We start from the raw sequence: 12,724 nt of genomic DNA on the forward strand, positions 1-12,724 counted from the left end.
GGCGGATTAAGTATCTGCTTCTTCCGGTTCACTTGGAAGATTCAACAACGCCTTCCAGTTTACTGGGAAGCCCATTCGGGACGGCTCCGCCGCCGGGTACTTCTTGAACAGCTTTTCCATTGCGCGGATGAGGTTAAATTTTTCGGCATCCGGCAGCAGCTCAAAGATTGCATAGAAGTACGCAAACGGAGAGCTGTTATCCACATGTGCACGGCGCATAACCAACGGCAGCTTGACCGCCGGGCTGAGTCTGGTGCGGTTATAGAAACGACCACCATGAGCGGCGATATTCCGAGCCACAACAGCACACTGCAGATAGTTTTCAATATAAATCGACTTGCGGCCGTAATACTCCTGTGCAATGCCCTCGCGGTCTGCTTCCAGCATGTTCTTATAAAACAGCGAGAGTGTGCCGAATGTCATTTCCTCAACAGCTACCCAAAGCGGATACACGCCCCGCTTATCTCTTTTGTGATGGACAATGAACGGCTCATCTGAGCGAGAAATTTCACGGTTCAGAGTGCTCAGAAATACGGCGTGATACTGTTCGCTTTCAAAGTTCTGGTTATTCAGGTAGCCAATGGGGCCATGCTGCCGAGCATGATAGTAGGCGATGTACGCTCTGGCCACAGTTTCAACGACTGCACCATACTTGAAAATGATGCTCCTGAACTCTTGGTCAAAGTCGTAAAGAGCCACCATATCCTGAAGCGTGACCTCTGGAAAGAATCGGTCATTCTCTCGCAGCGTCAGCGAGTACGCACTGAACCGATAATAGTTCATCCGCTTCAAGACATCGCGGGCATAGACATCATCTGTGATGATAAGCCCTCTTTCACGAAGCAGCGCGATTTGTTCATCATAGCTCTTGAACGGTTTTGTTTGGTCTGTTGTTGGCATGGTTTCACTTCCAATGTCTTATAAACAAAAAAATACCCGACCTAATGCGCATCGTTGAGAGGCCGGTCGGGTTTCATTGATGGCATTATACCCGATGGGCGGGCCTTTGTCAAGCCCCAAAATAAAGTGCAGAACGATTCAACGACAAAAAATCGTCATTTCCCGGTAGCTTCATCAGGTTCGCTGAGAATCTTTTTGAAAAGTTCTTCTGTTGAGCCTGTGAAATGCTCACCGCCGCCGTTGTCCAGTTCCTTGATGGCTGCTATTGTTTCAGCGTTCGGAATCTCATCGGCCACATACTCCAGCAGATCACCCGGCTGGCAGTCGAGCAAGCGGCAAACCGTGTTCAGCGCAGCCCATGAAATCAATTCACCCTTTCGCAGTTGCTGAACATAGGACTGCCCCAGCAGCTTTTCTGCTCTGATTCTGGTTGATGGATACCCAGCCGCTTTCAGCAATGCCAAAACATCAGCCTTATACTGTATCGCCATGTGCTTTCACTCCTTTCTATCCCTTTCTATTATATCCAGAAGCTGCACTAGAATCAAGTTCAAATATACACAGTAACAGCACTTGATATTCGTGCATTTCGTCAATAGAATGCACGAGATATTAGTGCTATAATATAGACACAGCAAGGGAAGCACGACCGGAAGGCAAGGGGCGAAGGATGTACCGGGAGCGCAAGAGCAGAACGCCAGCTAAGACAGTAACCCACTTCCTGATAAGCTGTATAAAAGAAAATGGCCCGGCGACCGCTACCAACGAACCACCGAGCCAAACCCACAACAGGGTCAAGCCCATTATACAGGAGCTGACCCGCAAAGTAAAGCGAGGACAGTATGAAGAAGTACAATCTCTCCGAGATTATGCACAAGGCGTGGAAGCTGTACCGCAAGGGTGTGAGCAGCTTTGCCGAAGCACTGCACCGGGCATGGAACAGCGCAAAGGCTGCTCCGGTCAACGCCCAGCGCATCGAGGAAGCCCAGCAGGCCGCCGGGATCACCGAGCCCGTGAACACCTGGGCAGGCTGGAAAGCCGCCGGGTACATGGTGGAGCATGGTGCAAAGGCTCTGTTTCAGGCGGTGCTGATCCACAGCAGCAGGGGAGACGGCCAGACCTACCGGGCATCGTTCTTCGGTGCATCGCAGGTGCAGCCGCTGGAAGCCCTGTAACACGAGCAGAGACCCCCGGCGGGAAGATGGAAGCCCGCCGGGAATGATGGGAGGATATGACCATGAAGTTGGAGAAGAAAATCAGCTTGCACGCCTTTGAGGTGGAGTACATCGACCAGCGGGAAGCAAAGCCCCGCACCCTGCACAGGGAAAGCATCGTGCTGGATGGTGGCCGGATGAACACGCTCGACCACCTGAACCAGACCCCGCAGAGCTGGATCCGGCAGCAGTACGCCCAGCAGGGCTACACCGTGGCAGCGATCCACAATGGCGAGAGCCTGACCGCCAAGGTTGACACCGGCTTTCTGTGGAAGCTGGCCGCACTGGATGCAGCCGCAGCAAAGGCCGGCAAGAGCGTGGCCAAGCTGCTGGAAGGGGGTGCAGCGGTATGACCGCAGCCAAGTGGCAAGAAGTCCTCTGCCGTGTCCGCAGCCTGTCAGCTGCCGACAAAGACCGCCTGTTGACCTATCTCCATGCGCTGCACGATGCAGCGCAGCAGCCCCAGAGAGTGGAAGCCATGCCGAACACGCCCAAGGTACTGTAAAGCCCCCGCCGGGCTGGCAGCGGGCTTTACAAGCCCTATCTTTACCCATTCAGCCGAGAAAATTTCCGGCACTTTAATTGAATTATGAAAGCGAGGTACACTATGCAGCACTCTGATTGCACCCCCAGAATTCCCACCGTTACCGCAGAAGAAGCCGTGAAAATGTCGTGGCTGTGGAGTTCGTCCCAGACCCTCAAGGAAGTGAGTCAGCTTTTCAACGCCATTACAGAAGTCCCCAATGAATTTGGCCTAACAGGCGCATATCGCTTCATGGGGCTTATCACCGCCCTTTGGAACGCTGGCAGGGTGCAGGGCATCCGGGAAGAACGCGCCCGGCGGAAGCGCAAGGCACAGACCATCGAACAGTGACAGAAACACCCTCTGACAACCCACAAACGGCCGCAGAGGGTGTTTTTCATCGTTCTATGATAGATTCTTGGTTTCTTCTGTGGTAAAATAGGCGCAGTCGAATTGATGAAAGGGGAAACAATGACACTCACAGAGATCTCTCGCTACTTCCACCTGAATGAGACCATCCAAAAGAACCGTGAGGCTTTGAAGTTCCTGCGCGAACAAGCCGAACCCGCTGCACCCTCACTGAACGGTATGCCCCACGCATCCGGCGTGAAAGACAGCACCGGGAGGCTGGCCGTTGAGATCGCCGACATGGATGCACGAATCACCTACCTTGAGGAACAGGCTGAACAGGAGCGAGATAAGGCCGTTGCCTTTTGCTCCACGATTCAGGACGCACGCCTGTATCTGATTTTCCGTCTGCGCTTTGTCCGCTGCCTGACATGGGCAGAGGTTGCGGACCTCTTGGGGGACTACTACACCGAGGAGGGTGTCTGCCGCATGGCCTACAACTACCTTGCCAAGACTGAAAAAGAGAAGCCCACCGCCCAGAGTGCATGACCCACGATAGAGCCACAGCACCCACAGACAGCACGAAAGCCCGCCCGGCTACACACCGGACAGGCTTTTTCTTCGCCCCAAACAGGCGATGAACAGGCGAAAACACCCGCCCCGCCGGGCATCCAGCGCAAGGCACGCTGTAAGGCACTCCGGCAAGGCATTTTTTGAGCAATAAGGCACAAACAAGGCACATTCCAGCCATTTTGACAGCTATATAAAGCAAGAAATCCCACGATTTACACCGTATTTTCAACGGTCAATCGTGGGATTTTACTTGGTGCGATGGAAGGGACTCGAACCCCCGGCCTACTGATTCGTAGTCAGTCACTCTATCCAGCTGAGCTACCAACGCATACGTTCCGTTCGGAACATGATGTATTTTATCACTCAGACTGGGTTTTGTCAACCGTTTTTTGCAAATATTTTTGTCTTTTTCAAAAAGCAGCATTTTTTATGATTTTTCTTGTATCGTTTTTGTCTATCGTTTTTGTCGTTCTTGTGCTATAATAGCTTTACTATATGTTTTTAATCTGTGTCCGTGCAGGGGTACAGGAGCTTTACGGGCAGCACCGCGTGGAGGCTGCGCCGCCTGGTTTTCTCTGCAGCGAGGCACCACGGAGGGTAGATCCTATGAAACTGGTAAGCGTGGAAACTCCCGAAAAGAGTGTCTGCAAAATGACCTTCAGCGCCAGCCCCGAAGAGCTGGAAGCTGCATCCAACGCCGTTTACGAACGCACCCGCGCCTCCTATACGATCCGCGGCTTCAAGAAGGGCGAAGCGGACCGCGCACAGATCGAGGCTGACCGCGGCGAGCACACCTTCTGGTACGATGCCATCAACGATCTGATGGACAAGGACGTGCCCGCGCTGTATGATGCCGCCATGGCAGAGCACGGCTTTGTGGCTGTTGACAATCCTGTGTACGATCTTGTGAGCGTGAAAAAGGACGAGGGATTTGTGGCCACTGCCACTGTTGCCCTGCAGCCTGAGCTGAATCTGACCAAGACCACCGGCTTTACCGCCGAGTGCGTCACCCCGGAAGTGACCGACAAGGAGATTGACAATGTGCTGGAGCGCCGCCGCGCTGCTGCCGCTGAGCTGGTGCCGCACAAGGGTCCGGCCGTAAAGGGCAACATCGTACATATCGATTACGAAGGTCTGCTGGAGGGCAAGCCCTTCCAGGGCGGCACCGCAAAGAACCAGGCCGTCCAGCTGGGCAGCGGCCGCATGATCCCCGGCTTTGAAGAGGGCATTCTGGGCCACAAGGCAGGCGAGGAATTCGAGATCTTCGTCACCTTCCCGAACCGCTACCACGCAAAGGATCTGGCCGGCAAACCCGTCGTGTTCAAGATCAAGCTGATCGACGTATGTGTGCGCCAGATCCCTGCTCTGAACAGCGACTTTGCCAAGAAGGTTGCCAATCTGGACACCATGGACGAGCTGCGTGCACAGGTCAAGCAGCAGCTGCACGACGGCAAGCACGCCGGTGCACTGAACCATGCCAAGGATCAGATTCTGACCCAGCTGGCCGATGCTTCTGAGGGCGAACTGCCCAGTGTGCTGGTGGAGACCACCTACCAGCAGCAGATGGAGCAGATCCAGCAGCAGCTGCAGATGCAGCGCCTGAGCCTGGATCGCTACCTGAGCCAGATCCACGAGACCCGCGAGAGCTTTACCGCCAAGGTGCGCTCTTCTGCCGAGAAGACCGCCCGTGTGCACATGGCTCTGCTGCAGATCGCGCAGCAGGAAAATCTGGTGCCCACCGAGGAAGATATCGATAAGGCTCTGGCCGCTCGTGCAGAGCGCGCCAAAAAAACGCTGGAAGAGATCAAGGAAAAATCCGATATTCCCGCCATGCGCCGCAACGAGGGCATCCGCAAGGCTGCCGACTGGGTGATCGAGCACTCCACCATCGAGGACAAGGCAGAGAACCAGTAAGCGCTGACGATCTGGAATGCGCGCCGCTTCGCTCTGCGCATATTCAGTGGAAAAATCATTTATAATAGAGCAATGCCGGGCGGTCTGCGGACCACCCGGCATTGCTTTTTCACGGGAAAGGTCGTGGAGGAAAACAGCATTTCTGGTCAGGACGAACTCCTTCCGTCAAACCCTGCGGGTTTGCCACCTCCCTCAATGAGGGAGGCTCTGGCGAAACCGAAAGTTTTGCACCTGAGCCGGAAGCTTTTCCGACGCGAAAGGCTCCCTCTTTGAGGGGGCTGTCGCCGTAGGCGACTGGAGGAGTTTTTCAGCTCAGAAGGTTGAAGCCCATAATGACCACGCCCAGCACCACCAGCACAACACCGGTGGCACGGTTCAGGGTCTTGGGGTCTGCCTTATTGGCAAACACGGCGGCAATGCGCGCCCACAGCAGGGTGAACACCACGCACAGCGCCCAGACGAACCAATTGGGCGCACCGCCGATCATGAAGTGGGAGACAGCACCGGTCAGGGCGGTGAAGGTCATAATGAACACGCTGGTGCCCACGGCGGTCTTCAGCTCGTAGCCCAGCACGCTGGTGAGGATGAGCAGCATCATCATGCCGCCGCCCGCGCCGATGAAGCCGCAGATGAAACCGATGAGCACACCGCACACGATGGACTGGATGGCACGCTTTTTGGCGCTGACACCCTGCATAGCTTCCTTGGTCGTCATGACCGGGCGCACAATGAACTTGACGCCCAGCAGGAAGGTCATGAACACCGAGAAGCCGCCCATGGTGGCCGAGGGTACTCTGCTGGCCACCCAGCTGCCCACCACCGTGAACACCAGCACGCTGACCATCATGATCAGGCCGTTTTTGATATCCAGGTTCTTGTTTTTGTGGTAGGTATAGGCCGAAACGGCGCTGGCCAGCACATCCGAAGAAAGGGCGATGCCCACCGCCATATAGGGGTCCATGTGCAGGAAGGTGATGAGCATGGGGCTGATAACTGCAGCCGCACTCATACCGGCAAAGCCGGTGCCAAGGCCGGCCCCCATGCCGGCAAAAAAGGTGACAAGAACCGTAAACAACACGTTCATTTTATGCGTTCTCCTTTATAATTTCGTCCAGATTTTTCCCGATCAGCTCCATGGTCCGGAAAAAGACCTCCTGATCGGCCGGCTCCACATGGTCCAGCAGGCGCTTGAAAAAGGCATTCTGCACCACACGCCCCTTGCGGATGATCGGGTCTGCCTTGCCGGTGCAGAGAAGCTTCGTTTTGCGGCGGTCGCCGGCCACAGCGTACCGTTCCAGATACCCTTCCTGCACAAGCTTATCCACATACATGGAGACGAGATTCGCCTTGATATGACGCACCTCCACGATATCGCGGGCGGTTTTGTAATCCGGGTTGTTGGCAAGAAACATCAAAATGTCAAATGCCGTCTGCGGCAGCTTCAGTTCCTGACACAGCGGCTTGCAGACGGCATTGTACGCCTGCGAGGTCTTGATCGCAAATTCTACGTTCGGGTTCACGCCGAGCCTTCCTCTCTCTGTTTTCATTTTTGAATGATTCATTTTTGAAGTATTATAGTGCAGATGAGGGGAGTTGTCAAGAGAAAAAGAGGTCCTGAAAAGCCCGCAGGCTTTTCAGGACCTCAAAACCAAACGAATCTTTCAGAACAGCGCCACTGCCGCCAGACGCACCAGCAAAGCGCACAGCCATGCCACGGCGCACTGGTTCACCACCATGACGACCGCCCACTTGTTGCCCAGCTCCCGCTTGACCGAGGCCACTGCCGCGATGCAGGGGGTGTACAGCAGGCAGAACACCAGCAGGGGAGCCGCCTGCGCCGGGGTAAGGGCCGCCGACAGCGCAGCTTCGGAGCCAAAGAGGATGAGCAGCGAGGACACCACGCTCTCCTTTGCCATGAAGCCGGTGATGAGGGCGGTGGAGATGCGCCAGTCCGCAAAGCCCAAAGGCCCGAACAGCGGGGCGATGTCGCCCGCGATGCGGGCAAGGATGCTGGCCTGCGGGTCGGCGGTCAGCCGCAGCTGCAGGTCAAAGTTCTGCAAAAACCAGATGACGATGGTGGCCGCAAAGATGACCGTGAAGGCCTTCTGCAAGAAGTCCCGGGCCTTTTCCCACAGCAGCTGTGCCACGTTTTTCAGGCCGGGCAGGCGGTAGTTGGGCAGCTCCATGACAAAGGGCACTGCCTCGCCCTTGAACACCGTGCTCTTGAGCAGCAGTGCCGCCAGCACGCCCACCACGATGCCGGTAAAGTACAGCAGCACCATCACAAGGCCCGCATACTGCGGGAAGAACGCCGCCGCAAACAGGCTGTAGATGGGCAGCTTTGCCGAGCAGCTCATGAACGGGGTGAGCAGGATGGTCATTTTGCGGTCGCGCTCCGAGGGCAGGGTGCGGCTTGCCATGACACCGGGCACGGTGCAGCCAAAGCCGATGAGCATGGGCACGATGCTGCGGCCCGAAAGGCCGATGCGGCGCAGCAGCTTATCCATCACAAAGGCCACGCGGGCCATGTAACCGGTATCCTCCAGCATGGAGAGGAAGAAGAACAGCACCACGATGATGGGCAGAAAGCTCAGCACGCTGCCCACACCGGTAAAAATGCCGTCGATGAGCAGGGAGTGCACCGCCGCGTTAACGTTCCAGTTTGTAAGCGCCGTGTCCACGATGCCGGTCAGGGCATCGATGCCCATTTCCATCAGGTTCTGAAAGAACAGGCCGATGACGTTGAAGGTGAGGAAGAACACCAGACCCATGATGGCGATAAAGGCCGGGATGGCGGTGTACTTGCCGGTGAGGAATCTGTCGATGCGGTTGGAGCGCAGCTGCTCTTTGCTTTCGTGGGGCTTGACCACTGTCTTTGCCACAAGCTCCTGAATGAAGGAGAACCGCATATCCGCAATGGCGGCGGCGCGGTCCAGCCCGCGCTCCCGCTCCATCTGCACGATGATATGTTCGATCATCTCTTTTTCGTTCTGATCCAGCTTCAGGGCTTCCTCGATGCGCCGGTCGCCCTCCACCAGCTTGGTGGCGGCAAACCGCACCGGAATGCCCGCCGCCCTGGCGTGATCCTCGATCAGATGGATGATGCCGTGGATGCAGCGGTGTACGGCACCGCCGTGGTCGTCCTCACTGCAGAAATCCATGCGGCCGGGCCGCTCCTGATACTTTGCCACATGAAGTGCGTGGTCTACCAGCTCATCCACGCCCTCATTCTTGGCGGCAGAGATGGGAATGACCGGGATGCCAAGCATGGCTTCCATCTTGTTGATGCGCACCGTGCCGCCGTTGCCGCGCACCTCGTCCATCATATTCAGTGCCAGCACCATGGGGATGTCCAGCTCCATGAGCTGCATGGTCAGGTAGAGGTTGCGCTCGATGTTGGTGGCATCCACGATGTTGATGATGCCGGTGGGCTTTTCGCCGATGATGAACTGCCGGGTGACGATCTCCTCGCTGGAATAGGGGGACATGGAGTAGATGCCCGGCAGGTCGGTGACTTCGGTCTCCGGGTGGCCCTTGATGGCACCGCTCTTGCGGTCCACCGTCACGCCCGGGAAATTGCCCACATGCTGGTTGGAACCGGTGAGCTGGTTGAACAGGGTGGTCTTACCGCAGTTCTGGTTGCCAGCCAGCGCAAAGGTGAGGGTCCTATCCTCGGGCAGGGGATTCTCCCCCTTTTTGATGTGGTATTTTCCGCCCTCGCCAAGGCCGGGGTGATCCACCATTTTATCATCTGCCGGAGCCGCCGACATTGCCGGGGCCTTTTCGGTGGGGGTGATGCCGATCTGCGCGGCATCGTCCAGCCGGAGGGTCAGCTCATAGCCATGGATGCGCAGCTCCATGGGGTCGCCCATGGGTGCCAGCTTGACCAGCGTGACCTCCGCCCCCGGGATCAGACCCATATCCAGAAAATGCTGGCGCAGTGCGCCGGCCCCGCCGACGGTATCCACAACAGCGCTTTTTCCGATCTGCAATTCTTTTAATGTCATAAGATCGACCTTCTCATTTTATCCACTGTCAAAGTGTGTTAGTTTGTGTTAACAATAGTAATATAGGCTAACTTTGCGCGGTTGTCAATAGATAAAATGGTGAAGGTTTAACTCCCCCAGTCTGCTGCGCAGACAGCCCCCTCTGGGATGGGGCCTTTGGCATAGCGGGAAAGTTTGCAGCTAAAACGCAAAGCTTGCAGGCACGCCAGAGGCTCCCTCTCCGAGGACGACTTCCCCCGGCCGGGGGAAGATGTCACCGCAGATGACAAAAAGGGGAATCTGGCAAAACCGTCAGGTTTTGACGGAGGGAGTTTGCACACTAAAAAGCCGTGCCCCCTCTTTTCAGAGAATGCACGGCTTTGGAGGTTTATGCGTTTACTTCACAGTGTGGTAGCCATCGGGGTTGTTCTTCTGCCAGTTCCAGCTGTCGGCACACATTTCCTCGATGCCGTATTCCGCCACCCAGCCAAGCTCGTTCTTTGCCTTGGTGGGGTCTGCATAGCACTCGGCAATGTCGCCGGGGCGGCGCGGGTCGATCACATAGGGAATCTCCTTACCGCAGGCCTTGGAGAAAGCGTGGATCACATCCAGCACGCTGTAGCCCTTGCCAGTGCCCAGGTTGCAGATGAACAGGCCGCAGTTCGTTTCCAGCTTCTTGATGGCGCACACATGGCCGCGGGCCAGATCCACCACGTGGATGTAGTCGCGCACGCCGGTGCCGTCCGGGGTGGGATAGTCGTTGCCAAAGACATGCACCTTTTCCAGCTTGCCAACGGCCACCTTGGCGATATAGGGCATGAGGTTATTGGGGATGCCGTTGGGGTCCTCGCCGATGAGGCCGGACTTGTGCGCACCAATGGGGTTGAAGTAGCGCAGCAGGGCCACGTTCAGGCTGGGGTCTGCCTTGCACACATCCTGCAGGATGCGCTCGGTGAACACCTTAGTCGTGCCGTAGGGGTTGGTGGTGGCACCGGTGGGGAAGTCCTCGGTGATGGGCACGCTGGCGGGGTCGCCATAGACGGTTGCGGAAGAGCTGAACACGAAGTTGTGGCAGTTGTGATGGCGCATCACGTCCAGAATGACCAGCGTGCAGTTGAGGTTGTTGTAATAGTATTCAATGGGCTTGGAAACACTCTCGCCCACTGCCTTGTAGGCTGCGAACTGGATCACAGCAGTAATGTCCGGGCACTCAGAGAAGATGTGCTCCACATCCTCGTGCTTGGTCATATCCGCCTTGTAAAAGCGGAAGTCCTTGCCGGTGATCTGCTTGATGCGGTCCAGCACCACCGGAGATGCATTATAATAGTTATCTGCCACAACAACGTCGTAGCCAGCGTTCAGCAGTTCGATGCAGGTGTGGCTGCCGATATAACCGGCGCCGCCGGAAACCAAAATTGCCATAGCCTAGTACCTCTCTCGCTCATTTACATTACAGTTGATGCCGGCATTCCCCGGCCTTGCCTAAAGAATACCGCTTTTATGGCTCAGAATCAAGGGATGCGTCTTCTATTTAGATGAATTTTTGTTGCATCTTTGTTTTTGAGGTTTTGATTTAAAAGCGTTTTTTGTCATTTTGTCATGGATAAAAGGCACGGTTTGTGCAAAACATAGAAATGACGCGAAAACTCCCTCCGTCAAAGCCTGACGGCTTTGCCAGCTCCCTCGGAGAGGGTTGTCGCCGTAGGCGACTGGGGGAGTTTTCCTCCTGCCACGCAAAAAACGCCTGCCGGAGCAGACGTTTTTGTGTGGTACATCATTTTTTACAATTTTCCGCACTGCTTGCCGGTGAAGAAGCGCAGGGTGGTGGTGGCGCGGAACACCTTGCCTGCCCGCAGCACCGTGGTGGGGAACTCCGGGTGGGAAGGGCTGCAGGGGTAATGCTGGGTCTCCAGCGCAAAGCCGCCGTACTTCTGCATGGGCACGCCGCCCTTGCCGGGGGTGGGGCAGTCCTGCAAAAAGTTTCCGGTGTACAACTGGATGCCCGGCTGGGTGGTGTACAGCTTCATGCTGATGCCGGTCTTTTCACTGGTGACCCATGCGCAGATGCTCTGGCTGGAGCCGCGGGCGCGGTCGATCACAAAGCAGTGGTCGTAGCCACCGCCCACCATGGTGGTCTGGGCAAAGCCGGTATCGATATCCCGGCCAATGAGCTTTCCCTCGGTAAAATCCATGGGGGTGTTTGCCACCGGCAGAATGGCACCGGTGGGGCAGGTCTGATTGTTGCCTTCCAGATAGTTGGAGGCATAGATGCGCAGCTTCTGGCCCAGAATATCGCCCTCACCGTTCAGGTTGAAGTAGCTGTGGTTCGTGAGGTTCACGATGGTATCCGCATCCGAAGAGACGCGGTAATCCATGCGGAAGGCATTGTCCTCGGTGAGGGTATAGCGCACCGCCAGCTTCAGGCTGCCGGGGAAGCCGTCCTCGCCGTCCGGGCTTTCAGCCTCCATGAGCAGGGTATCGCCAAAGGATTTTACCCGGTACAGCTTGCGCGAAAAGCAGCCGTGCAGATGGTTGGGGCCGTTGTTGGCTTCCAGCTGGTAGGTCTTGCCGCCCACGCTGAAGGTGGCATTCTCGATGCGGTTGGCATAGCGGCCTACGAACGCGCCGCAGCAGGTGCTGCTGGAGGACGTGAAGTCATCCTCATAATCTGCCATGGTGTCGTGGCCCAGCACGACATCCACCGGGCCGTTCTTGGCCGGAACGATGATGTTTTTAATGATGCATCCGTAGTCCAGAACGCTCACCGTCAGGCCGCCGGGATTGGAAAGGATGTACTCTGTAACATTTGCGCCCTGTTTGGTCACACCGAAGGGCTTGGAGCGGATCTGTGCCATTGGGCATTCGCCTCCTCAGATTTTACTCGGACATACAGTCAGGCAGACTTCCACTGTATTCTATCTTATTTATGATTATATCACAGTTTTATATCTTTGTGGGGAACCGATTTTAGAATTTGCATCCAATTTTTCCAGCTATTTTTTGTTGAAATTATTCAGGTGGCGAGGCATGTAACACAAAAAAATCCAAGCCGCTCCGCTAAATGATTTTTTGTGTTACGCCGATTTTGAGTCGCTGCGCGACGAAACGTAAGGGCAACAGCATGTTTTCATGCTGACGCGAATGCTCCCGCAGGGAGCCAGCGTCAGCACATGCCGTTTGCCGTTACGGCCTTTCCCGTGAAAACGCAATGCCGGGCGGTCCGCAGACCGCCCGGCATTGCTCTATTATAAATAATTCTTCCGCTG

At 56.0% G+C, this 12,724-nt stretch carries 13 protein-coding genes and 1 tRNA gene; 6 read left to right on the top strand and 8 right to left on the bottom strand.

The genetic code is table 11. The annotated features are described in order from the left end of the window. Positions 1 to 6: 6 nt before the first annotated feature. On the bottom strand, positions 7 to 900 hold the full coding sequence (locus DWV57_RS10705; protein ID WP_097785180.1) for an Abi family protein: 894 nt from the start codon (positions 898 to 900) through the stop codon (positions 7 to 9). A gap of 155 nt (positions 901 to 1,055) precedes the next feature. Further along, the gene (locus DWV57_RS10710) at positions 1,056 to 1,391 is read right to left on the bottom strand and encodes a helix-turn-helix domain-containing protein (protein ID WP_097785179.1); all 336 of its coding nucleotides are present in this window, start codon (positions 1,389 to 1,391) and stop codon (positions 1,056 to 1,058) included. Between the two features lie 351 nt (positions 1,392 to 1,742). Between DWV57_RS10710 and DWV57_RS10715 the strand changes: the two genes are divergently transcribed. The 5 genes from DWV57_RS10715 to DWV57_RS10730 all read left to right on the top strand — a co-directional run bounded on the left by DWV57_RS10715 (position 1,743) and on the right by DWV57_RS10730 (position 3,534). Then, positions 1,743 to 2,075 (top strand): hypothetical protein, encoded by a 333-nt coding sequence (locus DWV57_RS10715; protein ID WP_112116151.1) that lies wholly within the window; start codon positions 1,743 to 1,745, stop codon positions 2,073 to 2,075. Positions 2,076 to 2,137: 62 nt separating this feature from the next. Beyond that, positions 2,138 to 2,467 carry a hypothetical protein gene (locus tag DWV57_RS10720; RefSeq protein ID WP_120020781.1) on the top strand — a complete coding sequence of 110 codons (330 nt, stop codon included), beginning with the start codon at positions 2,138 to 2,140 and terminating at the stop codon, positions 2,465 to 2,467. Beyond that, positions 2,464 to 2,619, top strand: coding sequence for a hypothetical protein (locus tag DWV57_RS14570; protein ID WP_165853694.1), 156 nt, complete (start codon positions 2,464 to 2,466; stop codon positions 2,617 to 2,619). Before DWV57_RS10720 ends, DWV57_RS14570 begins: the two co-directional genes overlap by 4 nt. A gap of 102 nt (positions 2,620 to 2,721) precedes the next feature. Beyond that, positions 2,722 to 2,988, top strand: a complete 267-nt coding sequence (locus DWV57_RS10725; protein WP_133303647.1) for a hypothetical protein — start codon at positions 2,722 to 2,724, stop codon at positions 2,986 to 2,988. A gap of 120 nt (positions 2,989 to 3,108) precedes the next feature. Beyond that, entirely contained in the window at positions 3,109 to 3,534 is a 426-nt protein-coding gene (locus tag DWV57_RS10730; protein ID WP_120020782.1) for a hypothetical protein, read from the top strand. Between the two features lie 275 nt (positions 3,535 to 3,809). On the opposite strand, the gene DWV57_RS10735 is transcribed toward DWV57_RS10730, so the two are convergent. Continuing rightward, a tRNA-Arg gene (locus tag DWV57_RS10735) sits at positions 3,810 to 3,886 on the bottom strand. Positions 3,887 to 4,164: 278 nt separating this feature from the next. Between DWV57_RS10735 and tig the strand changes: the two genes are divergently transcribed. After that, on the top strand, positions 4,165 to 5,472 hold the full coding sequence (tig, locus tag DWV57_RS10740) for a trigger factor (protein WP_120020783.1): 1,308 nt from the start codon (positions 4,165 to 4,167) through the stop codon (positions 5,470 to 5,472). A gap of 307 nt (positions 5,473 to 5,779) precedes the next feature. Here the strand turns inward: tig and DWV57_RS10745 are convergent, their stop codons facing one another. The 5 genes from DWV57_RS10745 to DWV57_RS10765 form a co-directional block, all read right to left on the bottom strand. Continuing rightward, positions 5,780 to 6,556 (bottom strand): sulfite exporter TauE/SafE family protein, encoded by a 777-nt coding sequence (locus DWV57_RS10745; RefSeq protein WP_120020784.1) that lies wholly within the window; start codon positions 6,554 to 6,556, stop codon positions 5,780 to 5,782. A gap of 1 nt (position 6,557) precedes the next feature. Then, positions 6,558 to 6,992, bottom strand: a complete 435-nt coding sequence (locus tag DWV57_RS10750) for a MarR family transcriptional regulator (protein ID WP_120020785.1) — start codon at positions 6,990 to 6,992, stop codon at positions 6,558 to 6,560. A 141-nt stretch (positions 6,993 to 7,133) separates the two neighbouring features. Then, complete coding sequence (gene feoB / locus DWV57_RS10755; RefSeq protein ID WP_120020786.1) at positions 7,134 to 9,479, bottom strand: ferrous iron transport protein B; 2,346 nt, start codon at positions 9,477 to 9,479, stop codon at positions 7,134 to 7,136. Between the two features lie 375 nt (positions 9,480 to 9,854). Continuing rightward, positions 9,855 to 10,880 carry a UDP-glucose 4-epimerase GalE gene (gene galE / locus DWV57_RS10760; protein ID WP_005937424.1) on the bottom strand — a complete coding sequence of 342 codons (1,026 nt, stop codon included), beginning with the start codon at positions 10,878 to 10,880 and terminating at the stop codon, positions 9,855 to 9,857. A 359-nt stretch (positions 10,881 to 11,239) separates the two neighbouring features. Continuing rightward, positions 11,240 to 12,313 (bottom strand): aldose epimerase family protein, encoded by a 1,074-nt coding sequence (locus DWV57_RS10765; RefSeq protein ID WP_120020787.1) that lies wholly within the window; start codon positions 12,311 to 12,313, stop codon positions 11,240 to 11,242. Between the last annotated feature and the right edge of the window lie 411 nt (positions 12,314 to 12,724).

The sequence above is a fragment of the Faecalibacterium sp. AF10-46 genome (genome assembly GCF_003604105.1).
Lineage (GTDB): Bacteria > Bacillota > Clostridia > Oscillospirales > Ruminococcaceae > Faecalibacterium > Faecalibacterium taiwanense.

Excerpts from the sequence above, each read along its gene's own strand:
- DWV57_RS10705 (WP_097785180.1), bottom strand. The coding sequence starts at position 900 with ATGCCAACAACAGACCAAACAAAACCGTTCAAGAGCTATGATGAACAA.
- DWV57_RS10710 (WP_097785179.1), bottom strand. The coding sequence starts at position 1,391 with ATGGCGATACAGTATAAGGCTGATGTTTTGGCATTGCTGAAAGCGGCT.
- DWV57_RS10715 (WP_112116151.1), top strand. The coding sequence starts at position 1,743 with ATGAAGAAGTACAATCTCTCCGAGATTATGCACAAGGCGTGGAAGCTG.
- DWV57_RS10720 (WP_120020781.1), top strand. The coding sequence starts at position 2,138 with ATGAAGTTGGAGAAGAAAATCAGCTTGCACGCCTTTGAGGTGGAGTAC.
- DWV57_RS14570 (WP_165853694.1), top strand. The coding sequence starts at position 2,464 with ATGACCGCAGCCAAGTGGCAAGAAGTCCTCTGCCGTGTCCGCAGCCTG.
- DWV57_RS10725 (WP_133303647.1), top strand. The coding sequence starts at position 2,722 with ATGCAGCACTCTGATTGCACCCCCAGAATTCCCACCGTTACCGCAGAA.
- DWV57_RS10730 (WP_120020782.1), top strand. The coding sequence starts at position 3,109 with ATGACACTCACAGAGATCTCTCGCTACTTCCACCTGAATGAGACCATC.
- tig (WP_120020783.1), top strand. The coding sequence starts at position 4,165 with ATGAAACTGGTAAGCGTGGAAACTCCCGAAAAGAGTGTCTGCAAAATG.
- DWV57_RS10745 (WP_120020784.1), bottom strand. The coding sequence starts at position 6,556 with ATGAACGTGTTGTTTACGGTTCTTGTCACCTTTTTTGCCGGCATGGGG.
- feoB (WP_120020786.1), bottom strand. The coding sequence starts at position 9,479 with ATGACATTAAAAGAATTGCAGATCGGAAAAAGCGCTGTTGTGGATACC.
- galE (WP_005937424.1), bottom strand. The coding sequence starts at position 10,880 with ATGGCAATTTTGGTTTCCGGCGGCGCCGGTTATATCGGCAGCCACACC.
- DWV57_RS10765 (WP_120020787.1), bottom strand. The coding sequence starts at position 12,313 with ATGGCACAGATCCGCTCCAAGCCCTTCGGTGTGACCAAACAGGGCGCA.